Here is a 25,016-nt window from a genome sequence, read left to right as displayed (position 1 = left end):
AACTGGTGGCGGCATTTCGCGAGTAGCCCCCGCCACCAGTTCCCGGTCGGCGTCGTTTCAGTTCAGCGCCAGGCCTCGAAGAGGCGGTTGGCCTCGGCGGCCAGGGCGCGCTGCAGGAAGGGGCCGAAACTGATTCGGGCGGCGCCCAGTTCGGCGTACTGGGCGCGAGTCGCCTTCTCCGGGAAGTCGATCGCATTGACCGGCAGCGGGAGTTCCGCGCACAGGCGGCGCTGGGTCTCGGCGTCGTGGACGCCGACCGGGTAGAGCACATCGGCGCCCGCCTCGGCGCACAGGCGCAGCCGGGAGAGCGCCTCCTCGATCTTGTCGCCGGTGACATCCGGCCGCATGATCACGTCGGTGCGGGCGTTGATCACGACGTGCACATCGGTGGCATCCGCCGCCCGGCGCAGTTCCGCGATGAGATCGGCATGCTCCTTCGGCTCGCGCAACCGCTTGCCCTCGCCGTGCACGGTGTCCTCGATATTGAAGCCGACCGCGCCCGCCTCCAATAGGCCCTCGATGAGGCGGGACGGCTCGAGCCCGTACCCGGATTCGAGATCCACCGACACCGGAATGCTCACGGCCGTGGTGATCTCCCGGACGCGACCGGTCACATCGGCGAAGGTCATCCCCTCGCCGTCACCCTTTCCCAGCGAATCCGCCAGCGGGTGACTGCCCACCGTGAGCGCCGAGAACCCGGCCTCCTCCACCAGTTTCGCCGACCATGCGTCCCATACGGTCGGCAGGATCACCGGATCGCCCGGCTTGTGTAGTCCCAGAAATGTTGCGGCCTTCTCCTTCAACGTCATACGCCGATCCTGCTCTATCGGCGCACGGTGCGAAAGGAGTTCGTCTCGGCTAGGCGGGCGCCTCGCCGGTGGCCAGGTCGCGAATCAGTTGAATGGCCTGGGCCGCTTGCGGGCCCGAGGCGGTGACGCCGAGTCGGTGGCCCGGTAGCAGGCCGAGGGTCATGACGCGGGTGAGGCTGTCGGCGGGGACCGGGCCGGCGCCGGTGGTGGCATTGCGGAGGTCCACTTCGGCGTCGAGCGCCCGCAGGGCGGCCACCAGGGCGGCGGCGGGGCGGGCGTGCAGGCCGTCCTTGTTCGTCACCTCGATGACGGCTTCGCGGCGCATGGCGGATGAGGTGGTGTCCGGACTGCCGGATTGCGCTGTGGGGGAGGGGGTTTGGCCGAGTTGCAGAAGCTTGCCGGCCAGGGCGTGGTCGGCTTCCCAGGCGACCGAATCGAGGGTGGCGCCGCCGCCGGCCGCGGCCACCGCGGTGACCAGGCCTTCTACCAGCGGCGCGCCGCTTAATCGGACCTGGTCGGGGGAGGGGACGAATTCGAGGGCGGTTTCGGCGGACAGGACGGCGCTGCCGAGATCCATGAGGACCAGGACGCCGTCGCCGGTATCGGCGGCGGTAATGGCATCGGCGACGGCCACCGCATCGGTGCCGAAGGTGTGCTCGTCGAGCCCGGCGGCGATTTCGATGCGGACCCGCTGGTCGGGCAGGATTTCGGTGGCGAGATCGACGGCGGCGCGGGCCAGGGCGCGGCTGTGCGAGACGATCACCAGGCCGATCACCGCAGCGCCTCGCGCGCCGCGCGGACCAGCAGGGCGGCGCTGGTCGCGCCCGGATCCTGGTGGCCCGCACTGCGTTCGCCGAGGTACGAGGCGCGGCCCTTACGGGCGATGAGCGGAATCGTGGCGTCTCGGCCCGCGTCCGCGGCGTGGACGGCGGCATCGAGGGCCGCGGCGGCGGAATCGCCTGCGGCGGCGTGCTTGTCGAGGGCGTCGGCGGCGGGGGCGAGGGCGTCGACCATGGTCTTGTCACCCGGATCCGCCTTGCCGCGGGCGATGACGCCGTCCAGGCCGGCGCGGAAGGCGCGGGCGAAATCGGCGATATCCGAACCGGTGTCGACGGCGCCCGCGAAGCGCAGGAAGAACGTGCCGTAGAGCGGGCCGCTGGCGCCGCCGATGCTGCGGATGAGCGTCATGGCGGTCTGCTTGGCCGCGTCGGCGGCGGTGGCCGAATCATCCAGGGCGGCAACGGCCGCGGTCAGACCGCGCCGCATATTCGTCCCGTGGTCGGCGTCGCCGATGGCGGCATCGAGGTCGGTGAGTTCCTCGGCGTTGGCGTCGACGAGGGCGGCGAAGGCACGGACCCAGGCGGCGACGTCGACGCCCGTCATCAGATTCCCCACCGTAGCGACGGGGTGCGGACGGGTGCGTCCCACAGCCCGGTCAGCTCGTCGTCGAGCCTGGTCAGCGTGACCGAGCAGCCCGCCATCTCCAGGGAAGTGATGTACGGGCCGACCAGGGAGCGCGCGATCTCCACCCGGTGGCCGCGCAGGATTCGCGCCACCTCGTCGAACATGAGATACAGCTCGAGCAACGGCGTCCCGCCCATGCCGTTGACGAAGCAGAGCACGCGATCACCGGCGGCGAACGGCAGATCGGCGAGGATCGGTTCGACCAGCATCTCGGCAATGTCCTTGGCCGGCGCCAGGGGAACGCGCAGGCGGCCCGGTTCACCGTGAATGCCGATGCCGATCTCCATCTCGCCCTCCCCCAGATCGAAGGTGGGCCGCCCGGCCGCGGGGACCGTGCACGAGGTGAGCGCCATGCCCATGCTGCGCGAATTGTCGTTCACTGCGGTCGCGATGCGGGCCACCTCGGCCAGCGGGCGGCCCGCCTCGGCGGCGGCACCGGCCATCTTCTCCAGGATCACCGTCGCCCCGACCCCGCGCCGCCCGGCCGTGTACGTGCTGTTCTCCACCGCCACATCGTCGTTCACCACCACCGACAGCACCGGCGATCCGGTTTCGGCGGCGGCCAGTTCGGCGGCCATATCGAAGTTCATGACATCGCCGGTGTAGTTCTTCACGATGTGCAGCACCCCGGCCCCGGCGTCCACGGCGGTGGTGGCGGCCAGAATCTGATCCGGCACCGGGGAGGTGAATATCTCGCCCGGACAGGCGGCGTCGAGCATGCCGTGGCCGACGAAACCGGCGTGCAGGGGTTCGTGACCGGAGCCGCCGCCGGAGACCAGGCCCACCTTGCCCGCGATCGGCGCGTCGGCGCGCACCACGATCCGCGCCTTGGCGTCCACGCGCAGCTCGGGGTGTGCGGAGGCCATTCCGGCCAGCGCGGCGTCGACCACCTCGGCCGGGTCGTTGATCAGCTTCTTCACCGAATTCTCCTCTGCGAAGGCCGGTTCGGATCCCCTCCGGTCAGATTGGCACTCCGGGCGCGGGCGTGGTGCCGGTTTCGGGCTATTCGGGAGCGCCCTCCTCCAGCGATCGGGCCAGTTCGATATCGGTCACCAGTTGCACCATCAGATCGCGTAGCTCGCAATCGGGCAGATGGTGGGCGGCGAACTCGAACGGCTCGGAGACGTCGAGGCCGCCCTGGGTAGCGGCCAGAATGACCCACGGAATGCCGACATCGGCGACGCCCAGGCGTTCGCGCACCAGGTCGAGGGTGTCGTCGATCAATCCGGTGCGGCGCGACACCGCGGTGGTCATCTGCTCGTCGAGTTCGGCGCGGCGCGATTCCAGCGCGCCCAGGTCGGCGAGGACCTCCTGGGCGGGCGTGGTGCGCACCGAGCCGTCCTCGTACACCTGGAAGCCCTCGTTGACCGCCGTCGTGCCCAGCGAGACCTCGGTCTCGGCCAGATCGGGCAGGGTGCGCAGGCAGTCCAGCACCGCGTCCAGCGCGGCCACCAGCCGGTCGCGAATATCGCGGCGGCGCACCACTTCCCGTTCGGCGTCCTCGCGTTCGGAGAGCACCTGTTCGACCGCGCGGCCGATCTGGAAGGCCATGGCGGTGGATTCCGGCGCCCAGCCGCCCTGCGGGACGAACTCGCCGTCCTTGGGGGTGACCGTGTCCAGGAAGCCGTTCACCGCGTCCAGCAGATCCTCGAGCTGTGCGCGGGACACGGCCGGATGCCGGAAGGCCCGGAGGTACTGTTCGTGCGTGTCCACGGGTTCACCGTCGCTCACTCGCTCGATACTGCCACGGGTAAGCGACCGACCAGCGTAAGTACAGCAAATACCCAGCGTGCCCTGGTCGGCAGTGGCTCCCGGTACCGGCGACGGCCCTCAGTACTGCTGGCCGCCCAGCTGCTGCACGATGGTGGCCTGCAAGCGCTGCAGGCCGCTGGGGGTGATCCCGCTCTGCAGCTGGCCCTCGATGGACCGCACCAGATGCGAATCGTCCATGACCTTCTCACTGGACTGGATCAGCACCGTGCCCGCGCCGGTGAAGTCGAACTGCCGTTCCTCCCCCGAGCTCACCCCGAACCGAGCCGCCCCGGCCGCCAGGAAACTCGACACCCAGCGCTGGTCGTAATGATGACTCGGCGACGGGCAGTCCGCCCAGCCGACCAGCGACTCCGGATCCACCCGCAGCGGCGGCTCGGCGAACATGACCGGGCCATTGGACGAGGCCAGGAATTTGCCGGTGCCGATGAGGGTCAGGAAGCCCGGCACGATGGACTGGTTCAGCGACAGCTCCGGCTCGAAGGCCAGCAGGTTGGCCGCGCGCACGGTCAGATTGCCGTCGTCCAGGTCGAAGGAGTTGATGTTGTAGCCGCGATCGCCGATCACCAGCTTGCCGTGCCCTTCGGCAACCACGTAGTCATTGGTGAACAACGGCGCCGAGAACTGCTGCGACACCATGTGCATCAGCCCGCCCTGCAGGCCGTGCGTCAGCGCCCGGAACTCCATCTGCCCGTAGTAGGCGATCATGGCGCCCTTGCGCATGAACCACGGCTTGCGCAGATCGATGCAGTAGGCGTAGTCGTTGCCCGGGATATTGTCGCTCTCGCCGAGCGTCATCGGGTTCAGGATCTGGCTCATCGCACACTCACAGCTTCTGTTCCGAGGCTTGCACATACACGACGCCCTGACCGATGCAGTGCAGCTGCATGGCCTCACCCGCGCCGCGGCCCACCGCGTCCCGCCAGCTCATGGCCGACTTCAATTCGGTCTGCACATTCCCGTACGCGGCCACGAACGCCTGCGGATCCACCACCACCGGATACTGGCCGCCCACCGGCAATTCGATGAACCCGCCGTGCGCCAGCAGCACCGCGCTGCCCTGACCGGAGATCTGCGTGGTGAACATGCCCTGGCCGGTGAGCACGCCGGCCGCCGCGCCGCGCAGCGCGCCCATCAGGCCGCCGCCGCGGCCGCCGCCCTGGCCGCCGCCCGAACTCGCCACGGACACAACCGAACTCTGCAGGGCGGCGGTATTGGCAAGCAGCCGTGAGGCTTCCACCCGCAGCACCGCACCCGGCTGCATGTGCACGATATGGGTCTCCAGACCCGCGAAGCCGTAATGCACTTCGCCGTGCCCCTGCGCCAGCATGGTGCGCTCGTGCTCGCCGGCCATCATGCGCCCGGCCATGCCCATCAGCCCGCCCATGCCGCCCATCTGGCCGGCGCCGGGAACCTGATGCGGGGCGAAGGACACATCGCCGGTGTAGAACAGCATGGCGCCGGTGCGGGCCACCACGCCCCCGGCCCGACCCACGTCGACCTTGACGACTTTTCCGTTGACCTGCTCGAACATTCGCTCTACCTCACCGCTCGGCGGGCTGGATCAACACCACGCCCTGCCCGTCCCAGCGCAGCGAGAAGGCCTCTCCGCCGCCCTGCCCCATTACGGACCGCCAGCCGACATCGGTGATGAACGACTGATTCAGCTGCCCGCGCGCGGCCACGAACGCATCCGGATCCACCACCAGCGGATACTGCGGCGACACCTCCAGATGGATGAGCGGACCGCCCGCCGACAGCAAGGCCACCTGACCGACACCGCTCACCGTGGTGGTGAACAGGCCCTGCCCGGTCGACGCGCCGCGCAGGCCGGCGAAAGACACATCGGTGCGCAGGTTTCCGGCGAAGGCCAGCAACTGCTGCGATTCCACCTGCAATGTCTCGTTGTTCAGGTTCACCACGGTGACGTGCTGGCCGTTCACCGCGAAGAACACCCGGCCGTTGCCGGTGCACTCCATGAGGGAGAGGGATTCGCCGGTGGCGCGGCGCTTCAGGCCCGCGATCACACCGTCGCCCCCGCCGAAACCGGCGCTCTTGAACTGGACATTGCCCTCATAGGCGACCATCGACCCGGAGATCGCGCGGATACTGGTTCCGGCGAGATGAGCCTCGATCACCTTCTTCGATTTTTCGAACAGCTGCGCCATCGACCGCCCCGTAATCCGAACTGTGCCGCCACCCTAACCGATCGGTCGGCGGCTGGTACTGCCGATTTCTCGTAGAGTGGCAACGAACGCACCGACAAGCGAAGGGTCGACCTTGTCCGCAACACTGGTGAAGGGCCAGAACGGCCCTGTGAACGTCAATGACGTGGTGATCAGCATGCAGATCGCCGCGCCCGCCGATCTGTCCGCGCTGCTGGTCACCGAGAGCGGCAAGGTCCGATCGGACGCCGATTTCGTGTTCTTCAACCAGCCCAGCGGACCGGGTGTGAACCTGCAACCCGGGCCGGGCGGACAGCCCGCCGCCCTGCAGGTGTCGCTGGGCGCGGTGCCCGCCGATATCGCGCAGGTCCGCGCCGTCATCACCCTCGACGATCCCGGCAACAGCTTCGGGCGCATCAGCGCGCCCAGCGTTTTCGTCTCCGACGCGGGCGGGAACCGGTTGTACGAGTACCGGATCGAAGGACTCAGCAGCGAATCCATCGTGATCGCGCTGGAACTGTATCGGCGCCAGGGCGGCTGGAAGGTGCGCGCCGTCGGGCAGGGCTACGCGGGCGGATTCGCCGCCCTGGTCACCGATCACGGCGTCACGGTGAACGAAGCCCCGCAGACCCAGCAGGCTCCCCCGCCGCCTCCCGCTCCCGCGGGCTATCCCCCGCCTGCCCAGCAAGCCCCCACCGGCGCGTATCCCCCGCCCACCGAGCAGTTCGCTCCGACCGGCGGCTATCCCCCACCGGGCCAGGGCTACCCGCCGCAAAGCGGTGGCTATCCGCCTCCAGCACAGGGCTTTCCACCGCAGGGCCAGGGAATCCCGCCGCAAGGCCAGGGCTTCCCGCAGCCCGGCCAGGGCTATCCGCCTCCCGGTCAGGGTTACCCGCCCCCGCAGGGCGGCGGCTATGCGCCGTCCGGCCCCGGCCAGCAGTCCCCGCCCTCCGGCGATATCAACCTGTCCAAGGACCGCCCGGTCAGCCTGGTCAAGGGCCAGCGCGTCAACCTCCGCAAGGAGGGCGGCGCCGAGCTCACCTTCGTGAAAATGGGCCTCGGCTGGGACCCGGTGAAGCGCAGCGGCATGTTCGGCAGCCGCGCCGTCGACATCGACCTCGACGCCTCGGTCATCATGTTCGCCGACATGAACCCCGCCGACGTCGTCTACTACGGCGCCCTGTCCTCCAAGGACGGCTCGGTCCGCCACTCCGGCGACAACCTCACCGGCGAAGGCGCCGGCGACGACGAGGTCATCCATGTCGACCTCACCCGCATACCCCAGCACATCACCACCCTCCTGTTCATCGTGACCTCCTACAAAGGCCACACCTTCGAACAGGTCGCAAACGCCTTCTGCCGCTTGATAGACGGCACCAACAACGCCGAACTCGCCCGCTACACCCTCGCCGGCGGCATGCCCTTCACCGCCATGGCCATGGCCAAGGTCTACCGCGCCGGCGGCACCAACGACTGGAAAATGGAAGCCATAGGCGAAGGCTTCCAAGCCAAACACCCCGGCGAAGCCGTCCCCCAACTAGGCCGCTTCATCGGGGTGTAGAAAACAACTCTCGCAACTCTCAGGGGCTCCGCCCCCGAACCCCCGAACACAAGAGACCCCGCGCCCGAGGCGCGGGGTCTCTTCAATCGCGAGGTACGGGGGCTCGGTGGCTGGAGCCCGATGGGGTTCCGCTGGTTGGGCAGGTGCTCTCGCTCGAGGGGCAGGTGCTCTCGCTCGAGGGGCAGGTGCTGCTGGCTCGAGGGGCAGGTGCTGCTGGCCCGAGGGGCGGCAGTTGCTGCTGCCTGTGGGGTTCCTGGGCGGAGCCCTAAGGGGGTTCGGGGGCTTAGCCCCCGCTTTCCTCTCCCTGGGGTTTCAGGGGCTTGCCCCTGAGAGTTACGAGAGTTGTTTCAACTCACCGTGGTTGGGGTGCGTGGGCGCAGGAGCGGCGGGAGCCACGGGTGCACGGGATCTGGGGCGTGGTTGAGGATGCCGCCGGAGGGGTCGTCTATGCCGTCGCGGCGGACCGGGTCTTCGGCGGGGCGGTAGATGTGGCGGACTACCAGGATGCAGAGGGCGATTACCGCTAGGTCGCGGAGGATTACGGTGCCGGTGAACCACTGCTCGGGGAGGCCCTTTTTGTCGGTGCCGAGGTAGTAGTACATGCGGGGGACCCAGACGAGGGCGTCGATTGTCATCCACGCCAAGAGGATTCGGCGCTGGGGGAGGGCCAGGACGGCCAAGGGGACCAGCCACAGGGAGTACTGGGGGCTCCAGACCTTGTTGGTGAGGAGGAAGGCGGCGACCACCAGGAAGGCCAGTTGTGCCAGGCGGGGGCGGCGGGCGGCGGTGAGGCCGATCCAGCCGATGCCGGCGCAGGCGGCGGCGAACAGCAGCAGGGAGACCGCGTTCAGGACGGCGGGGGTCTCGCCGGGATCGAGAACGCCGTCGAAACCGGTCCAGCCGGTGAACGAGGTGATCACGTTGTAGATGGAATCCGGGTCGGCGTGGCGTTCGGTATTGAGCCGGAAGAACTCTCGCCAGCCGTTCGGGTAGAGCACGGCGATCGGCGCGTTGACCGTCAGCCAGGTGATGACCGCCGCCGCCGCGGTCGCGCCGCCCACGCGCAGCGGGCCGAGCGGCCCGAAGGTCTGCGAATCCTCGCTCCGGCGTTCGGCGCGCAGGCACAGGATCAGGATCGGGCCGAGCAGCAGCAGCGGATACAGCTTGGCGGCCCCGCCCAACCCGAGCAGGATGCCCGCCAGCACCGGCCGCCGCCGCGCCCACGCCAGCAGCCCGCCGGCCGCGAAAGCCGTTGCGAGCGCGTCGAAATTGGTGAAGGCATGCACCAGCACCAGCGGGGACAGCGCGATCAGCGCGGCATCCCACACCCGCCGCCCGCCCGCGAGCAGCGCCGAGGCCCAGATGGTGACCAGCCAGGCCATGGACAGCAGCACCGCCACCACATTGAAGTAGATGACCACTTCCAGCGCGCTCGGCAGCGGAGACTGCTTCCACGCCTTGGCGATTCCCATGGCCCCGTATTGGAACAGGCCCGACAGCACCGGGTACTCCATGTACCGCACCTGCGGCCGGCCATTGCCGTCGAATTCGGTCCACTTCTTCTTGTACGGGAACGCGCCCTCGTTCAGGCGTTCGGCGCCGTAGAGCGGCACCGTGTCCGAGTAGCACATGGCCGTGTACTGCCGGCCGTTGTTCCAGTCCAGCCCGAGCGCGCCGTCCACATCGGTCTGCTGGATGCACGCGGCCTTGCCGAACCAGCTGAAGGCCAGGAACACCACCGCGAAGGCCATCATCACCCGCAGGGGCGTCCAGAACCGGACGCGCCCGATGACCGCGTGGTCGCCGACCGGCCCGCCGATCACATCGGCCAGTTGCGAGGTGAGCGCATCGGTGCGGCTGGGCTTGTCCCGATCGTCGGCGGAGCGCAGATCGGCCGCCGGCGGCGCGGGCGAAACATACAGTTCCGCAACACCGTCACCGCCCGCCTCCGGTGCGCGACCGGCCGACGCCCCGCGGGCCGCCGGCCGGTTCACCAGTTCCTGCTCGATCACAGAGCCAGGCTATCGATTGCGCCCGTTGCCGTTTCCGGTGCCGTTCCCATTACCGGTTCCCCCGTTCCCGTTCGGTGTGGTGGGCACCGTGGTCAGCGGCGCCCCGTCGGACGGCTGCACCGGCTGTCCGGGCAGCGGGCCGCTGTCCTGCGTATCCTGCTGCGGCTCCTGGGTCCGCTGGTTCTGCGGATTCGGCGCCAGCCCCGGCACCGGAATCGTGATCCCCGGCAGGATTTCCACCTGCGACTGCGTGATCACCGGCGGCGCCAGCGGCGCGTTGCTGGTCGAGTTCGGCGTGTACGGCGCGGACCAGGACGGCACACCCGCCTGGCCGGCAATGGCGCCCGGCTTCGGGAATTCTTCCTTCGGCGTGCCCTGCAGCGCGCCGTCCATGGTGTCCTTCCAGATGTCGGACGGCAGGCCGGAGCCGTAGATCATGCCGCTGGTGCCGCGCAGCGGATCGCCCTGTTCGGTGCCGACCCACACCGCGGTGGACAGCGACGGCGTGTAGCCGACCATCCAGGCGTCGCGGTTCTGGCCGGTGTCGCCGAGCTGGTGGGTACCGGTCTTGGCGGCGGATTCTCGGCCGCCGGCCAGCTGGTGGTTGCGCGACCAGGCGGCGATCGGCTTCATGGCGGCGGTCACATTGTCCGCGACCGCGGCCGAGACGCGCTGCTCACCGGCGACCTCGCCGCGGTCCAGCAGCACGGTGCCGTCGGAGGTCACGACCTTCTGCACGAAGTGCGGCGCGTGATAGACGCCCGAAGCCGCCAGCGTCGCGTACGCGGAGGCCATATCGAGCGGCCGCACCTGGTACTGACCCAGCACGACACCGTTGTTGGGGCCGTTGCCGTCCGGTTCGGTGAGCGTCTTGCCCACGCCCGGAATGGATTCCGGGATGCCGAGCTTGTGCGCCATATCGGCGATCTTCTGCGGGCCGTTGCCCGGCATGTCCAGCATCATGCGGTAGAAGCTGGTGTTCAGCGACCGCTTGAGCGCCTCGGCGATGGTGCAGTTGCCGCACTGCTCGCCCTCGACGTTGGTGATCTTGATGCCGTTCACCGTGACCGGCGAGGAGTCGTACAGCGTGGACAGCGGCTTGCCCAGTTCCAGGTTCTCGGCCAGACCGAACACCTTGAACGAGGAGCCCGCGGGCAGACCGGCATTGGCGAAGTCGAAGCCCTGGCCGTCGGTGCCGCCGTAGTACGCCATCACCGCGCCCGAGCGCGGATCCACCGAAACCACCGCGGTGCGCAGGTTGTCCGGCTCGCCCTGCATATTGCTGGTGGCCGCGTCGACCGCCGCCGCCTGCGCCTTGGGGTCGATGGTCGTGGTGATCTGCAGACCCTCGGTGTTCAGCTCGTGCTCGCTGATACCGGCCGCCGACAGCTCATTGAGCACCTGCGTCTTGATCAGGCCCTCGGGCCCGCTGTCCAGCGTCTTGTCACCCTGGGCCTGCGAGGCCGGAATGACCTCGGGGTACTGCATGCCCGCGCGGTCGGCGGCGGAGATGTCGCCCGCCTTCACCATGCCGTCGAGCACGTACTCCCAGCGCGTCTTGGCGCCGGTCGGATTCTTCTCCGGATCCAGATTGGACGGCTGCTGAATGGTGGCCGCCAGCACCGCGCCCTCGGTCACGCTCAGCTCGCCCACCGGCTTGCCGAAGTACGCCTTGGCCGCCGCGTCGATGCCGTAGGCGCCGCGACCGAAGTAGATGGTGTTCAGGTACGCGGTGAGAATGTCGTCCTTGGACCACTCGCGCGCCATTTTGGCGGAGATCACCAGCTCCTTCAGCTTTCGCGTCAGCGAGCGCTCATTGCCGACCAGCGCGTTCTTCACATACTGCTGGGTAATGGTGGAACCACCACCGGCGCTGGCCTTGCCCATCACATTGTCGCGCAGGGCGCGCGCGAAGCCGGAGATGGAGAAGCCCGGATTGGTGTAGAAGTCCCGGTCCTCGGCCGCGATCACCGCCTGGCGCACCGCCGGCGGAATCTGGTCGATCGAGACATCGGTCCGGTTGCCTTCCGGCGGAACGACTTTGGACAGCACCGAGGTGCCGTCGGACATGAAGATGGTGGCCACCTGATTGGTCTTCAGGTCGCCGGGCTGCGGCACGCTCGCCGTCGAGTACGCGATCAGGAACGCGGTGCTGGGCACCACGATGAACAGCGCCAGGCCCACGTAACAGATGCGCCGGAGAATCCGCCACACCGAACGCTTCTTCGGTGCTCCCGCGGGACGGCCGCCCCGGCCGCCGGAACCGCCGGAACCATTGCCGCCGCCGGGCCGCCGCGGCGGCGGACCGCCGGGCGCCGCGGCCTGTGCCCGGCGCGCGGCCGTATTGGGCCCGGTCGGCGGACGGGTGCGATCATCGGCCGGGCGCGGGCGGGTACCGGTACCGGCCGCGCGCACACTGCGATCGGACACGCGCTGATTGCGATCGGAGGCGGCGGCGCGCTGAATGTGGTCCGGCACAGCCTGTCGCGCTCCCGTGTTCACCTTCTGCGTGGCATCGGAATTGGGGTGGGGTAGCTTGCGCGTCGCATCCGGATTGCCGGGACGCTGCTGCGGCGGCGGCACCGGCCGGCGCGGCTGACCGCCCTGTGGCGGCACCGGGCCGCGCGGCGGCTGGCCATTGGGTCCGCGCGGCGGCACGCCGCCGGGACCCGGGACCGGACCGCGCCCGGGCGCGCCCGGACCCTGCCCTGGACGACCCATCGGCTGCCGTGCCCCGGGGGGCGGACCTGCCGGTCGAGGCGGCGGGTAGCCGCCGGGGCCGGAGTGCGAACCGCCGCGCTGGGGGCGGCCGCCGTGCGGTCCGTCGTCATAGGGCGATGTCACAGCCTGGATCTCCAATAACTACTCGAAAATACGGTCCTGTTGGCTCGATGCGGTCACGTGCACCGCGGCGGGCACGTGCTCCGTGCCCGCGGATCAGCAGTCGACGTGGCCTTTCATTCGGCGGCCGTGCGGCGCGTGCCGGTCCGGCGGCGTCCCGTCGGCGCCGGGGCCACGCCCAGCACATAGGACTGCACCAGATGATTCCAACTGCAGGTCCGGCACACCTCCACGACATGCACCGAGAACTCCTCGCGAGTCTCGGCCAGCCGCACCAGTTCCTCCGGTGTGCGGGCAGAGCCGGCGACCGGTCCCAGCCCGTCGCCGTAGACCCAGCTTACGAGGGTGAGCTGCTCTTTCCTGCAGATGGGGCATGTGACCTCGCTCCCCCGCCCATGGAATTTGGCCGCACGCAACAGATAGGGATTCGCATCGCACACTTCCGCGACCGCGACCCGCCCCGCATAGACGTCGGCCAGCAGCGACCGGCGCCGAAGCGCATAGTCCACTACCTGCCGCTGTATTCGCACGCGACCCAGAGTACTTGCGGGCCTATGCCCGCCGCACGCCCCCGATCGACTCTCAGGGTTCTCACGGAGTCAGCGCACGCTCACTTTCGGGGGTGCGGGGGCTTCGGCCCCCGCGGCCCTCTCCCGCCACATGAGTGGCGTAACTATATCGGCGCGATATAGTTTGGAACTGCATCCATCGGTTAGATCTGAGAAGAACAGTCAGGGAGGTGAGGCCCGGTGCTCGAGTTGGCAATCCTCGGGCTGCTCCTCGAATCACCGATGCACGGCTACGAGTTGCGCAAGCGGCTCACCGGCCTGCTAGGTCCGTTCCGAGCCTTCTCCTACGGGTCGCTGTATCCGACCCTGCGGCGCATGCAGACGGACGGCCTCATCGCTGAGGAGACACCACTGGGTTTGGCCACCCGCCGTGCGCGGCGGGTTTACCAGCTGACTGACACCGGCCGGGAGCGGTTCAACGAACTGCTCGCCGATACCGGACCACAGAACTACACCGACGACGGCTTCGGCGTTCATCTGGCCTTCTTCAGCCGCACTCCCGCGGAAGCGAGGATGCGGATCCTGGAGGGGCGGCGGAGGCAGGTCGAGGAGCGCCGAGAAGGACTGCGGGAGGCGATCAAACGAGCCAGCGGGCAACTGGATCGCTACACCCGCCAGCTCCATCAACTCGGTCTCGAATCAAGCGAGCGCGAAGTGCGCTGGCTCAACGAGTTGATTGCTGCGGAGCAATCGACGAAGGCGGCACCACAGAAAGAGGGAAATATCGGCCATGAGTGAAATCAACACGGCTGAGGGCGCCACCGAAGTTCGCGTGGCCATTGTCGGCGTGGGCAACTGCGCCTCGTCGCTGGTGCAGGGCGTGCAGTACTACAAGGACGCGGACGAGAACTCCACCGTTCCCGGCCTCATGCACGTCAAGTTCGGTCCCTACCACGTGCGCGATGTGAAGTTCGTCGCCGCGTTCGACGTGGATGCGAAGAAGGTCGGCTTCGATCTCTCCGATGCGATCTTCGCCAGCGAGAACAACACCATCAAGATCTCCGATGTGCCCCCGTCCGGCGTCCCCGTGCTGCGCGGCCCGACCCTCGACGGCATCGGCAAGTACTACGCCCAGACCATCGAGCTGTCCGACGCCGAGCCGGTGGACGTGGTCAAGGCGCTGAAGGACGCCAAGGTCGACGTGCTGGTTTCCTACCTGCCGGTGGGTTCGGAGGAGGCCGACAAGTTCTACGCGCAGTGCGCCATCGACGCGGGCGTGGCCTTCGTCAACGCGCTGCCGGTGTTCATCGCCTCCGATCCGGTGTGGGCGCAGAAGTTCGTCGACGCCGGTGTGCCGATCGTCGGCGACGACATCAAGTCGCAGGTCGGCGCCACCATCACGCACCGCGTCATGGCCAAGCTGTTCGAGGACCGCGGCGTGCAGCTGGACCGCACCATGCAGCTCAACGTGGGCGGCAATATGGACTTCAAGAACATGCTCGAGCGTGAGCGGCTGGAGTCCAAGAAGATCTCCAAGACCCAGGCCGTCACCAGCAATCTGAAGAAGGAACTGGGCGCCAACGACGTGCACATCGGCCCGTCCGATCACGTGGGCTGGCTCGACGACCGCAAGTGGGCGTACGTGCGCCTGGAGGGCCGCGCCTTCGGTGACGTGCCGCTGAACCTCGAATACAAGCTCGAGGTGTGGGACTCCCCGAACTCGGCCGGCATCATCATCGACGCCGTGCGCGCCGCCAAGATCGCCAAGGATCGCGGCATCGGCGGACCGGTCATCCCGGCCTCCGCGTACCTCATGAAGTCCCCGCCGAAGCAGCTCGCCGACGACGTGGCCCGCGAGCAGCTCGAGGCCTTCATCATCGGGGCCGAATAACAACTCTCGTAACTCTCAGGGGTAAACCCCTGAAACCCCGGGAAGGTGTGGAGCTCAGGGGCAAGCCCCTGAAACCCCGAAGGGTGGAAGCTCAGGGGCAGGCCCCTGAAACTCTGAAGGGTAGGAGCTCGGCCCCGGACACCTCCGAGGAGGCTGGAGAGCCGAGGGCAAGCGCCCGAACCCCGGAGACACGGGGCCGTGGGCATGCCCCGCGAACCTCGAAGGCGGCCCCGCGATTCAATCGCGGGGCCGCCCTTGGTTTTTCGGGGGTTTGGGGGCTTGCCCTCAAGGACCTCCCTACCTCAGTCGAGGGAGACGTAGACCTCGACGCTCGTCGGTCCGGTGTAGCGCTCGATTTCGGCGGCGTGGGAGCGGGTGATGGTGCCCGCGTTCTCGGCCTTGGCGACCTTCGCCCAGGCGGTGCGGAGGAGGTCGTACGGCTTGTCGGAGACAACGAATTTGGCGTAGCGGCCCGCGGGGATGCGGGTCATGACATCGCCGATGTCGAGGCCGTCGAGGTCGGCGAGCTCGTAGCCCAGCACCGCCACGGCGTGATCGTTCTGGCCGACGTAGGCCGCGACGCGTTCGGCCTTCTTCTCACGGGCCAGATAGCGGTCCCAGGTGAAGTTCACCAGATCCAGATCGCGCGCGGTCACCTCGCGCCCGGCCAGCGGAATGGTGAGCCCGCCGACCAGGAACGCCTCCAGGGTGACGATTTCGAAATCCACGGCCCCTACCCCTCCGCGCTCGGATCGAGCGCCACGAAAACCTCCACCGTCCGGACGTCCGGATAGCGCTCGAAATCCCCGGTGTAGGCGCGCACCAGCGTGCCCGACGCCTCGAGATCCCAGACCATGCGCCAGATGGAGGCGATGGTGTCGCCCAGATTGTCACCACTGCGGGTGAAGCGGGCGAATTTTCCCGCCGGAATGCGGGCCAGCACATCGCCGGGCTGCAGGTCGTCCAGGGTGCGCAGCCGGTAGCCGACGATGTGGGTCAGATAGGAGCCGATCTCGGGTGCGTGATCGACATACGCGGTGGCGGGGGGTCCGGGCAGGCTGCGGGCGAGGTTGCGCTTCCACGCCTCCTCGACCTTGGCGCGGCGCGGTCCTTCGACCGCGAGCGCCGGGCTGCGTAGCACCGTTCCGGCCACCAGCGTCTCGTGGCGTTCAACGACATTGAAATCCACCGGCGTCGCCCCTATGTCTCGTGCTGTCTCCGACCCCACCCTGCTCCCAACCCGCATCCTGCCACCGTCGTCCGGAGTCGATGGCACCGGTGGCCGGTTTCCACAATATCCGCCGTTGCGCGCGTGGGGGCGCGTTGTTGTATTTCATGATCAACTGCGCGGGCGTTGGCCCGCACCCCCCGAATCGGGGTGGGCGAATACATCTAACCCGGGACCGGGATGCTGAGGCCAGGGAAGATTTCCACCTGACGCGGCGGGGGCGCCGGCGGGATGATGACGATCGGCTCCTGCTGGCCGCCGGGACCGGGATTGAGGATGTCCCAATTGGCATTGCTGGGCGGCGAGCCCGGAATGGGTTCCGGATTCGGGAACGCTTCGGCGGGAGTGCCTTCCAGGGCCCCGTCCATGGTCTGCTTCCAAATGTCGGCGGGCAGACCGGATCCGTAGATCGCGCCGCCGCGGGCGGTCCGAATCGGCTGGGACTGTTCGGTTCCCACCCACACCGCGGTGGACAGCGACGGGGTGAAGCCGACCATCCAGGCGTCTTTGTTGTCGCCGGTCTCGCCGAGTTGGGTGGTGCCGGTCTTGGCCGCCGACGCGCGGCCGCCGCCCAGCGGTTTGCCGGAGTAGGCGGCGATCGGCAGCATGGCCTGTGCGACGGTGTCGGCCACGGCGGGGGTGATGCGCTGTTCGGAGGGCTGCGGGTCGGCCTCGCGGTCGAGCAGTACGCGGCCGTCGCCGGTGATCACCTTCTGCACGAAGTACGGGGCGCGGTAGGCGCCGGAGGCCGCGAGTGTCGCGTAGGCCGAGGCCATATCGATGGGGCGCACCGAATACGCGCCGAGCACGATGGACGGCAGCGGCGGACCGTCCTCCTCGGTCAGCGTTTTGCCCGGCACGCCGGGAATCTGCTCCGGAATGCCGGCCTGGTGAGCGGCATTGGCAATGGCTTTGGGGCCTTCGAACAGCGCCTGGGTGAGCCGGTAGAAGCTGGTGTTCAGCGAGCGCTTGAAGGCCTCGCCCAGCGAGCAGGTGCCGCAGGACTCGCCGTGTACGTTCTGGATCTTCTGGCCGTTCACGGTGAGCGGTTCGCTATCGATCTTGTACGAGAGCGAGATGCCCTGTTGCAGCGCGGCCAGCACGGCGAAGGTCTTGAACGCGGAACCGGTTTGCAAGGGGGCTTGCGCGAAATCGAAGCCGATGCCGTCCGGCCCGCCGTAGTAGGCGCGCACCGCGCCGGTGCGCGGATCGATGGACACCACGGCGGTGCGCAGCTCACCCGGCTGCCCGCCCAGCACCCCGCCCACGGCATCCAGCGCGGCCTGCTGGGCGCGCGCGTCGATGGTCGTGATGATCTGCAGCGCACCGGTATTCAGCTCGTACTCGGAAATGCCGGAGTCGCGCAGCTCGCGCAGCACCTGGGCGCGGATCAGGCCCTCGGGCCCGCGCGGAATGCTGTCGTTGAGCTCGGTGACCGGGACGATGTCCGGGAACTGGGTGGCGGCGCGCTCGTTCCGGTTGAGCACGCCCATCTCCACCATGCCGTCGAGCACGTACACCCAGCGGGCGCGCAGCTGATCGAGGTGGGTCTCCGGATCCAGGATGGACGGCGTGCGCACCACCGCGGCCAGGATCGCGCTCTCGGCGAGGGTGAGTTCCGGGACCGGTTTGGCGAAGTACGCCTTGGCGGCGGCCGCGATGCCGTACGCGCCGCGCCCGTAGTAGATGGTGTTGAGATACGCGGCGAGAATGTCGTCCTTGGACCACTGCCGCGCCATCTTGGCGGAGATGATGAGTTCGCGCATCTTGCGGCTCAGGGTCCGCTCGGAACTGAGGAACGCGTTCTTGACGTACTGCTGGGTGATCGTGGAGCCGCCGCCGGCGTCCTCCTTGCCCAGGAAATTGTCCCGCGCCGCGCGAACGAAGGCGGAAGTGGAATAGCCCGGATTGGTGTAGAAGTTGCGATCCTCGGCCGAGAGCATGGCCAGCCGCATGTGCTCCGGGACGTCGTCCAGCGGAACCGGTGTGCGATTGCCGTCCGGCGGAACGACTTTGGCGATGACCGACTGCCCGTCCGAGGTGAGAATGGTGGCGATCTGATTGGTCTGCACCGCTTCCGGATCCGGAATCTCCGCGCTCCAGTAGGCCAGTCCGAGCAGCAGCGCCGGCACCACGAAGAAAATGCAGAACAGCGCCAGCAGGACCCGTCGTATGCGCTGTCCGCGCGTCTTTCCCGGCGCGATCTTGGACGCGGGCAGTTTGGGAGGTTTGGGGCGGCGGCGCGGCTTGCTGTGTGTCGGCGGCCGCCGGGAGGCCTGGGTCGCCAGCTCGTTCCACCCGGCCATGGTGGCGTACGGCGCCGGTTCGCCGCGGCGCCGCTTGCGGGACGAGCTCACGAGCATCCCCTTTCGGAGCGTCGAAAAAGCTTGCTTTGCTTCAGGACGCCGCGAATCAGCGTGCGGCGCGACCCATGCTAGACGACACACCGACGGTGTCCGGGGAATTGGCGACGGGAATAGGGACCCGGGGGCCGGGCCGCGGGCCGCAGGCCTAAGGGGGTTCGGGGGCTTAACCCCCGGACCCCCTGCACGCCTAGGGCGTCAGCTCTTCACACCACCGGCGGTCAGACCGGAGATGATGCGGCGCTGGAACAGCAGCACCATGATCACCAGGGGAATGGTGACGATGGTGCCCGCCGCCATGATCGCCGCGTACGGCTGGACCTGCGGATTGTTGCCCGAGAACCGGGCGACGGCCACCGTCACCGGCTCGGTGGCGTCACTGGAGAGCAGTCGCGCCAGCAGGTATTCGTTGACCGCCGCGATGAACGCCAGGATGGCCGTGGTGAACACCGCGGGCGCGGCCAGCGGCAGCATGATCAACCGGAAGGCCTGGAACCGCGACGCGCCGTCGATGCGCGCGGCCTCCTCCAGCTCCCACGGCAGCTCGGTGAAGAACGACGCCAGGATGTACACCGTCATGGGCAGCACGAACGAGATGTTCGGAATGATCATGGCCTGGTACTGGCCGATCCAGCCGATATTGGTGAACAGCTGGAACAGCGGCGTCACCAGCACCACCACCGGGAACATGGACGCGCTCAGGATGAGCCCGGACACCAGGTACTTGCCCTTGAAGGTGAGCCGCGCCAGCGCGTACGCCGCCATGACGCCGATCAGCAACGCGACCACCGTGGTGATGGATCCGATGATGACGCTGTTGCCCAGCGCCCGCCCGAAATCGTTGCCGCGACTGGTGTCGAAGGCGTTGCGGAAGTTCTCCAGCGTGAGGTGGGTCGGCCACGGCGTGTTGTCGAACTGGTAGACCGGATCGCGCAGGGCGGTCACGACCATCCAGTAGAACGGCCCCAGACCCCAGATCAGCACGATCAGCGCGCCCAGGTACACCCGGCCCGAAGCCAGCCTCTTCGTCCACGGAACCGACTGCCGGACAGTGGTTCTCGCGACCGGCACCGGCGCTCCCGCAGGACCTTTCGCCATATCGATACGCCCAGCCGTCACCCGACCGCCGCCCCCCGCCGAATCGCTTCGCGATGCCGAGTTCATCAGTGCGCCTCCCGCTGTGCTTCCTGGGTGCGAACCGCATTGGCGCCCAGCACCTTCACCAGCATGAAAGCCACGGCGAAGATCAACAGGAAGGTGATCACCGACAAGGCCGAGGCGCTGTTCGCGCCCACCCGCACCTGATCGACCACCAGCGCGGAGATCGGCCGGGTGGCCGGATTGTTCTGCGTCATGATGGCCGGCAGGTCGTACAACCGCAGCCCGTCCATGGTGCGGAACAGGATGGCCACCAGCAGCGCGGGCTTGAGCAGCGGCAGCGTGATGTGCACGAACCGCTGCCAGGCCGAGGCGCCGTCCACCCGGGCCGCCTCGTACACGTCCTCCGGAATGACCTGCAGGCCCGCCAGAATCAGCAGCGCCATGAACGGCGTGGTCTTCCACACGTCTGCGATGATGACCGCGAACCGCGCCGGCCAGGCATCGGCGGTCCACAGGATGTGGGTGCCGAGCACCCGGTTCACCACGCCGTCGTACTGGAACATGAACTCCCACAACCGCGCGGTGACGGCGGTCGGGATGGCCCACGGAATCAGCACGGCGGCGCGCAGCAGGGCGCGGCCCTTGAAGGTCTTGCCCATGATGACGGCCATGCCCAGGCCGATGGTGGCCTCCAGCGTGACCGTCACCACGGTGAAGAACAGTGTGACGCCGATGGCCAGCCAGAACTGCGAGCCGAGATTGCCGGTCGGGCAGCTGACCGTCTCACCGAGGCTGTTGGTGCACTGCTGCAGCAGCCAGTGCGTGTAGTTGCTGAAGCCGGCGCTGCCGCCCTCCACGAACATGCCGGTCGCGGGATCCAGCCCGGAGTCCTTCTGGAAGGACATGTACAGGGCGCGGGCGACCGGATAGCCGATGACCACGGCCAGTGCGATGAGCACCGGGGTGACGAACAGCCACGCCTTGGCCGAGTCGCTCAGGGCGGCTCGGCGCTTGCGCTGTGACGGTTCGGGTTTCGCGGACGACTTGGTCATGCCGGGCGGCTCGACATCGGCCGCTCCCGAAGGACGTGACACCTTTTCTCTTCTCCTGCGGGCGACAAGACTCGGCAGGCGGGGCCTACGACCCGGCGGTCTCGATGCCCTTCTGCATACCGATGATCGCGTCGTCGACGGACTTGGTTCCAGTCAGGGCAGCATAGGCGTTGTCCTGCACGGCCTTCGACACCGCGGTGTAGAACGGGGTGACCGGCCGCGGCACGGCGGAGGCGATGGACTCCTTGAGCGCGGGCAGGTACGGCATCTTGGCGATCAGCGCCGGGTCGTCGTAGACCGAGGCCCGCACCGACGGCAGCGCGCCCGAGGCCACGATGTGCTGGGCGTCCTCGGAGATCAGGAAGCGCAGGAAATCCAGCGCGGTGGCCTTGTTCTTGGAGAAGGAGCTGATGGCGGCGTTGTAGCCACCCAGGGTCGAGGCGCCGATGCCGTCCTTGCCGGGCAGCGGGGCGACGCCGAACTTGTCCTTCACCGCCGAGGCGTCCGAGCCGGCGTCACCGTAGGAGGACGGCCAGCCGCGCATGAACATGAGCTTGCCGCTGACGAAGGCCTGCTGGCTCTCCGGCTCCTTGAAGGAGATGGCCTCCTTCGGGATGTCGCCGTTCTTGTAGGAGTCGACCAGGGTCTGCAGGCCGGCGCGGGCCTGCGGGCTGTTCACGGTGGGGGACTTGCCGTCCGGGCCCACGAAGCTGCCGCCGAAGGCATTGATGACCTCGGCCGCGTTCACGGTCAGACCCTCGTAGGGGGCGAACTGCCCGGCGTAGCAGCCGATGTTCTCGGCCTTGGCCTGCGGGCAGTGCGACAGCATCTCCGCCCAGGTCTTCGGCGGCTCGGGCACCAGATCCTTGCGGTAGAACAGCAGGCCGCCATTGGTATTGCGCGGCGCGGCGTAGAGGGTGCCGTTGTAGGTGGCCGAGGCGACCGGCGGCGACAGCAGCGTCGAGGTGTCGATGGCGAAGGAGTCCTTCAGCGGCTGGATCCAGCCCTTGGCGGCGAACTCCGCGGTCCACGGCACGTCCATGGCGATGACGTCGTAGTCCGCCGACTTGGCCTGCAGATGCTGCACCAGATCGTCGTACTGCTGGGAGGCGTCGTTGGACTGCTCCTTGAACGTCACCTTCTCATCCGGGTGGGTGGCGTTCCAGCGCTCGATGAGCTGCTTGACCGCACCGGTCTCGGTGGTGTCCTTGCCCTCGACATAGGTGATCGGGCCGCGGCCGGTGAGGTTCTGCGAGGTGGGGTTGCTACCACTGTCGCTGGAGCAGCCTGCGGCGAAAGTCGCCGCTAGCAGCGCCGCCGACGTGACCGCTATGGCAGCACGCGGCACGAGCGACGATCGTAGGGACGACACCTTTTTCAACACCATCGCGGATACTCCAGATCGAGACGTGAGCGGCAGCACACTCAGCCGGTTGCACAAGGGAAGATACATGGTGGAGGTTCCCCGCGCCGGGACTACCTCGGACTTCGCACCACCCGCGGCGCGTATAGGCCCAGCTAGGCTGGGTGCCGATGGCTTCCCAGGACAAACTCCTCACCCGAATCGGCGGATTGCTGCGCCAGGCCGAATCCACCGACAACGAACACGAAGCCGAGGCCTTCCTCGCGGCGGCGCAGAGGCTGGCGACTCGCTCGGCCATCGATCTGACGGTGGCGCGGGCGCACATCGCGAGCCGGGAGCGGCGGCCGGTCCCGGTACAGCGGGTCATCCCCATCGGCGCGGCGGGCAAGCGCGGGCTGCGCACCTATGTGCAGCTGTTCGTGGCCATCGCCACGGCCAATGACGTGCGCTGTGATGTGACCCGCACCTCGACCACGGTGTACGCCTACGGATTCGACTCCGATATCGACACCTGCGAATCGCTGTACACGAGCCTGCTGGTGCAGATGGTGCGGGCCTCGGACCACTACATCAAATCGGGGTCCTACCGGAGCGCCACCACCGAGAAGATCGTGGTCGAATCCCGCTTCGGCCGGAAGGTCCAGCGCAAGGTGCAGGCGCCGGTCGCGGCGGTCACCGCCCGGCTGAACTTCCAGATGGCCTTCGCCGAGCGCATCGGCCGCCGCCTCGCCGAGGTGAAGGCGGAGGTGGAAGCCGAGGCCGTGCGCACCGATACCGGCACGAGCACGGGCACGGCATTGGCCTTGCGCAACAAGGAGCTCGAACTCGTCGACTTCTACACCAGCACCTCCGAGGCGCGCGGCACCTGGCGCGGGCCGCAGGAGTCCGCCGGGTATTCGGCGGCGGCCCGGCGGGCGGGGGATCGCGCCGGACGCGCCGCCCGATTGAGCGAATCCGCCGAATTGGGCGGGGCGCGCGGGCAACTCCCCCGGGGCGCGGGGTGAGCGTCCGGGATGCGCAGCGGTCGCGGGTCTACGACGCCGAACAGCTGGTGCGGCGCATGTTCGACCGGGCCGACGAGTTCGGGACGCGCACCATCGAGATGCACGGGTCGAACCTGACCCTGCCGATCGAGCGGCGGTTCGGCTCGGTGGCATCGGTGCAGACCTACGTCGATCGCGTGCTGGCGCTGAATTGGGTACGCGCGCAATGGGATCGGGCCGCCGAACCGGTGACCGTCCGGGCGCGCGCCGGGGCCGAGGCCGCGCACTACGAGGTCGAGGGCGCCGTGCTGGCCGTCCCGCTGCGCAGCGTCAACCGCGCCGACAGCCTGGTGCACCGCCGAAATGCCTGGGCGCTCAGAGAATTGGTGATCCTGCACGAACTCGCCCACCATCTCGAACCCGCCCGGTCCGAGACCGCCGCGCACGGCCCCGAATTCTGCGCCCGCTACCTGGATCTGGTGGACGGCATCATCGGCCCCGAGGCCGCGCTGCTGCTGCGCACCACTATGTACTCCTGTGGCGTGCGCATCGCCTGATTGCGTGATCCGGAATCCGATGTCATGATCGAAAACATGATCTCCTTCTACGGAAAGGCGGCCACCGCCTCGAAGCGGTGACCCCCGTGTCATCCCCGCAGCGGCGCAATGCCCGCGGGATTCCCCTGGCCGATCGAGTCGAGACCGCATGTCGACTGCGGGATGAATGGCTGCGCATCGGACTATCCACAGAACCAGCCGATCGGGATGCGGCCGAGCATGCCGTCACCGAGTTGTACCGGCTATTGGGTGAACCACCACCGGAATTCGTGTGGGTGCCCTCGCCCACGGCAGCAGCCGAAGTACTCCGGTCGGATCCGAGCAGGCTGCCGGATGGACTGGGTCGCCCGGACCACGGCAAACCCATTCGGCAATGGCCGCTCCTGCAGCGACTGATCGTCCTGAGATCCGAAATGCGGCATCGGATAATGGCGCGCATCGAGCCCACGGACGGGTGGATGATGTTCGGCGCCGCTGTCTCTCTGGGTGAGCTCACCACCATGACGCCCCGGGAAATGCTCGACGCGGGCGTCTCGGTCCGTCGCGTATTGGAGGCGGTGGTGCACCAGCCATTGCGGGAAACCTTGGCCGACAGCGTGTATCGGCCGCTGCGGACCGCATTGCTCGGCGAAGCGGGGAACAGCGGCGGCATTGCCGGATACGAGCGGTATGACCTGTGGGAGACCGCGTTCTTCGATATCTGCCAGACGGCTGGGCTTTTCGGCTATCGCCGCGATGCCGCGCAGCAGCTGGCGCACTGGGCGGAGCTGGGCCGGTCGACGGGTTGGTGGTGGCCTGGACCGCGTCGATGCGTCATGGCCGAACGCCCGATCGCGGTGTATACCGAACCGCAGGCGGGGGCGCTGTCAGGTGAGGTGAGGCTGCACCACGATCAGTGCCGTGCGGTCGAATTCGCCGATGGTGCAGGAATTTTCGTGCTGCACGGGACGCCGGTGCCGGAGTGGGTGATGACCGCGCCGACTATCGAACGGATCCGGGAGACGCCGAGTATCGAGGTGCGCCGCGCCGCGATCGAACGCATCGGCTGGGATCCCTATATCGAACAGACCGGGCTCACCTTGCTGTCGCACGCGCCCGATCCCGGGAATCCGGGTGCCGAATTGCGACTTTACGAATCACCCGACCGTGGCTGGCGCGGCACTACCCGATTGCTGCTGGTGGTCAACGGTTCCCGCGAACGCGACGGCACCCGTCGCCGCTACGGCCTCAACGTGCCCGGCGGCTTCGACGATGCGCTGGCGGCCGCCGGATGGACCTACGGGCTCTCCGGTGCGCAGTACGCAGAGCTGCTGCGCCGCACCTGAATACGAACCTTCCTATACCCGA

At 68.2% G+C, this 25,016-nt stretch carries 23 protein-coding genes; 6 read left to right on the top strand and 17 right to left on the bottom strand.

Annotation, left to right across the window (positions count from 1 at the left end):
- Positions 1-62 precede the first annotated feature (62 nt).
- From ACYQ5L_RS38210 to ACYQ5L_RS38175, 8 genes are all read right to left on the bottom strand, one after another.
- Entirely contained in the window at positions 63-809 is a 747-nt protein-coding gene (locus tag ACYQ5L_RS38210) for an isocitrate lyase/PEP mutase family protein (RefSeq protein ID WP_459963104.1), read from the bottom strand.
- Between the two features lie 49 nt (positions 810-858).
- Positions 859-1,584, bottom strand: coding sequence for a dihydroxyacetone kinase phosphoryl donor subunit DhaM (dhaM, locus tag ACYQ5L_RS38205; protein WP_459963103.1), 726 nt, complete (start codon positions 1,582-1,584; stop codon positions 859-861).
- Positions 1,581-2,192: a dihydroxyacetone kinase subunit DhaL gene (dhaL, locus tag ACYQ5L_RS38200; RefSeq protein ID WP_459963102.1), complete on the bottom strand. Its 612-nt coding sequence runs from the start codon at positions 2,190-2,192 to the stop codon at positions 1,581-1,583. Before dhaL ends, dhaM begins: the two co-directional genes overlap by 4 nt.
- A complete protein-coding gene (gene dhaK / locus ACYQ5L_RS38195) occupies positions 2,192-3,193 on the bottom strand; it encodes a dihydroxyacetone kinase subunit DhaK (protein ID WP_459963101.1) in 1,002 nt (333 codons plus the stop codon). Before dhaK ends, dhaL begins: the two co-directional genes overlap by 1 nt.
- An 82-nt stretch (positions 3,194-3,275) precedes the next feature.
- The gene (locus tag ACYQ5L_RS38190; RefSeq protein WP_459963100.1) at positions 3,276-4,004 is read right to left on the bottom strand and encodes a hypothetical protein; all 729 of its coding nucleotides are present in this window, start codon (positions 4,002-4,004) and stop codon (positions 3,276-3,278) included.
- Positions 4,005-4,103: 99 nt separating this feature from the next.
- The gene (locus tag ACYQ5L_RS38185; RefSeq protein WP_459963099.1) at positions 4,104-4,862 is read right to left on the bottom strand and encodes an AIM24 family protein; all 759 of its coding nucleotides are present in this window, start codon (positions 4,860-4,862) and stop codon (positions 4,104-4,106) included.
- A gap of 7 nt (positions 4,863-4,869) precedes the next feature.
- Entirely contained in the window at positions 4,870-5,577 is a 708-nt protein-coding gene (locus ACYQ5L_RS38180) for an AIM24 family protein (RefSeq protein ID WP_459963098.1), read from the bottom strand.
- Positions 5,578-5,587: 10 nt separating this feature from the next.
- Entirely contained in the window at positions 5,588-6,211 is a 624-nt protein-coding gene (locus tag ACYQ5L_RS38175) for an AIM24 family protein (RefSeq protein WP_459963097.1), read from the bottom strand.
- Positions 6,212-6,323: 112 nt separating this feature from the next.
- On the opposite strand from ACYQ5L_RS38175, the gene ACYQ5L_RS38170 reads away from it, so the two are divergent.
- Positions 6,324-7,769 carry a TerD family protein gene (locus ACYQ5L_RS38170; RefSeq protein WP_459963095.1) on the top strand — a complete coding sequence of 482 codons (1,446 nt, stop codon included), beginning with the start codon at positions 6,324-6,326 and terminating at the stop codon, positions 7,767-7,769.
- A 347-nt stretch (positions 7,770-8,116) separates the two neighbouring features.
- On the opposite strand, the gene ACYQ5L_RS38165 is transcribed toward ACYQ5L_RS38170, so the two are convergent.
- The 3 genes from ACYQ5L_RS38165 to ACYQ5L_RS38155 all read right to left on the bottom strand — a co-directional run bounded on the left by ACYQ5L_RS38165 (position 8,117) and on the right by ACYQ5L_RS38155 (position 13,152).
- Positions 8,117-9,691, bottom strand: a complete 1,575-nt coding sequence (locus ACYQ5L_RS38165; protein WP_459963667.1) for a glycosyltransferase family 87 protein — start codon at positions 9,689-9,691, stop codon at positions 8,117-8,119.
- A 99-nt stretch (positions 9,692-9,790) separates the two neighbouring features.
- The gene (locus tag ACYQ5L_RS38160; protein ID WP_459963094.1) at positions 9,791-12,502 is read right to left on the bottom strand and encodes a transglycosylase domain-containing protein; all 2,712 of its coding nucleotides are present in this window, start codon (positions 12,500-12,502) and stop codon (positions 9,791-9,793) included.
- Between the two features lie 236 nt (positions 12,503-12,738).
- Positions 12,739-13,152: a DUF5318 domain-containing protein gene (locus ACYQ5L_RS38155; protein ID WP_459963093.1), complete on the bottom strand. Its 414-nt coding sequence runs from the start codon at positions 13,150-13,152 to the stop codon at positions 12,739-12,741.
- Between the two features lie 219 nt (positions 13,153-13,371).
- Between ACYQ5L_RS38155 and ACYQ5L_RS38150 the strand changes: the two genes are divergently transcribed.
- Positions 13,372-13,929 carry a PadR family transcriptional regulator gene (locus tag ACYQ5L_RS38150; RefSeq protein ID WP_379197421.1) on the top strand — a complete coding sequence of 186 codons (558 nt, stop codon included), beginning with the start codon at positions 13,372-13,374 and terminating at the stop codon, positions 13,927-13,929.
- Complete coding sequence (locus ACYQ5L_RS38145) at positions 13,922-15,022, top strand: inositol-3-phosphate synthase (protein ID WP_459963092.1); 1,101 nt, start codon at positions 13,922-13,924, stop codon at positions 15,020-15,022. The genes ACYQ5L_RS38150 and ACYQ5L_RS38145 overlap by 8 nt, the downstream gene beginning before the upstream one ends.
- A gap of 302 nt (positions 15,023-15,324) precedes the next feature.
- On the opposite strand, the gene ACYQ5L_RS38140 is transcribed toward ACYQ5L_RS38145, so the two are convergent.
- From ACYQ5L_RS38140 to ACYQ5L_RS38115, 6 genes are all read right to left on the bottom strand, one after another.
- Positions 15,325-15,750 (bottom strand): GyrI-like domain-containing protein, encoded by a 426-nt coding sequence (locus ACYQ5L_RS38140; RefSeq protein ID WP_459963091.1) that lies wholly within the window; start codon positions 15,748-15,750, stop codon positions 15,325-15,327.
- A gap of 5 nt (positions 15,751-15,755) precedes the next feature.
- On the bottom strand, positions 15,756-16,211 hold the full coding sequence (locus ACYQ5L_RS38135; protein ID WP_379197415.1) for a GyrI-like domain-containing protein: 456 nt from the start codon (positions 16,209-16,211) through the stop codon (positions 15,756-15,758).
- 203 nt (positions 16,212-16,414) lie between these two features.
- On the bottom strand, positions 16,415-18,613 hold the full coding sequence (locus ACYQ5L_RS38130) for a transglycosylase domain-containing protein (protein WP_459963089.1): 2,199 nt from the start codon (positions 18,611-18,613) through the stop codon (positions 16,415-16,417).
- A gap of 198 nt (positions 18,614-18,811) precedes the next feature.
- Positions 18,812-19,711 (bottom strand): carbohydrate ABC transporter permease, encoded by a 900-nt coding sequence (locus tag ACYQ5L_RS38125; protein ID WP_459963088.1) that lies wholly within the window; start codon positions 19,709-19,711, stop codon positions 18,812-18,814.
- A gap of 65 nt (positions 19,712-19,776) precedes the next feature.
- Entirely contained in the window at positions 19,777-20,766 is a 990-nt protein-coding gene (locus ACYQ5L_RS38120) for a carbohydrate ABC transporter permease (protein WP_459963666.1), read from the bottom strand.
- 85 nt (positions 20,767-20,851) lie between these two features.
- On the bottom strand, positions 20,852-22,153 hold the full coding sequence (locus tag ACYQ5L_RS38115; protein WP_459963087.1) for an ABC transporter substrate-binding protein: 1,302 nt from the start codon (positions 22,151-22,153) through the stop codon (positions 20,852-20,854).
- 146 nt (positions 22,154-22,299) lie between these two features.
- On the opposite strand from ACYQ5L_RS38115, the gene ACYQ5L_RS38110 reads away from it, so the two are divergent.
- From ACYQ5L_RS38110 to ACYQ5L_RS38100, 3 genes are all read left to right on the top strand, one after another.
- On the top strand, positions 22,300-23,133 hold the full coding sequence (locus ACYQ5L_RS38110; protein WP_459963086.1) for a DUF2786 domain-containing protein: 834 nt from the start codon (positions 22,300-22,302) through the stop codon (positions 23,131-23,133).
- Entirely contained in the window at positions 23,130-23,669 is a 540-nt protein-coding gene (locus tag ACYQ5L_RS38105; protein ID WP_459963084.1) for a TIGR04338 family metallohydrolase, read from the top strand. Before ACYQ5L_RS38110 ends, ACYQ5L_RS38105 begins: the two co-directional genes overlap by 4 nt.
- 86 nt (positions 23,670-23,755) lie before the next feature.
- On the top strand, positions 23,756-24,994 hold the full coding sequence (locus tag ACYQ5L_RS38100; RefSeq protein ID WP_459963083.1) for a DUF6745 domain-containing protein: 1,239 nt from the start codon (positions 23,756-23,758) through the stop codon (positions 24,992-24,994).
- Positions 24,995-25,016: the final 22 nt, after the last annotated feature.

Source organism: Nocardia sp. IFM 10818 (assembly GCF_054655275.1).
The sequence above is the reverse complement of the archived record's forward strand: the minus strand, read 5'-3'. Positions and strand labels throughout refer to the sequence as shown.

Coding starts and splice junctions, on each gene's coding strand:
- dhaL (WP_459963102.1), bottom strand. CDS start 2,192: ATGACGGGCGTCGACGTCGCCGCCTGGGTCCGTGCCTTCGCCGCCCTC.
- ACYQ5L_RS38180 (WP_459963098.1), bottom strand. CDS start 5,577: ATGTTCGAGCAGGTCAACGGAAAAGTCGTCAAGGTCGACGTGGGTCGG.
- ACYQ5L_RS38110 (WP_459963086.1), top strand. CDS start 22,300: ATGGCTTCCCAGGACAAACTCCTCACCCGAATCGGCGGATTGCTGCGC.
- ACYQ5L_RS38130 (WP_459963089.1), bottom strand. CDS start 18,613: ATGCTCGTGAGCTCGTCCCGCAAGCGGCGCCGCGGCGAACCGGCGCCG.
- ACYQ5L_RS38145 (WP_459963092.1), top strand. CDS start 13,922: ATGAGTGAAATCAACACGGCTGAGGGCGCCACCGAAGTTCGCGTGGCC.
- ACYQ5L_RS38185 (WP_459963099.1), bottom strand. CDS start 4,862: ATGAGCCAGATCCTGAACCCGATGACGCTCGGCGAGAGCGACAATATC.
- ACYQ5L_RS38125 (WP_459963088.1), bottom strand. CDS start 19,711: ATGGCGAAAGGTCCTGCGGGAGCGCCGGTGCCGGTCGCGAGAACCACT.
- ACYQ5L_RS38175 (WP_459963097.1), bottom strand. CDS start 6,211: ATGGCGCAGCTGTTCGAAAAATCGAAGAAGGTGATCGAGGCTCATCTC.
- ACYQ5L_RS38210 (WP_459963104.1), bottom strand. CDS start 809: ATGACGTTGAAGGAGAAGGCCGCAACATTTCTGGGACTACACAAGCCG.
- ACYQ5L_RS38115 (WP_459963087.1), bottom strand. CDS start 22,153: ATGGTGTTGAAAAAGGTGTCGTCCCTACGATCGTCGCTCGTGCCGCGT.
- ACYQ5L_RS38120 (WP_459963666.1), bottom strand. CDS start 20,766: ATGACCAAGTCGTCCGCGAAACCCGAACCGTCACAGCGCAAGCGCCGA.
- ACYQ5L_RS38160 (WP_459963094.1), bottom strand. CDS start 12,502: ATGGGTCGTCCAGGGCAGGGTCCGGGCGCGCCCGGGCGCGGTCCGGTC.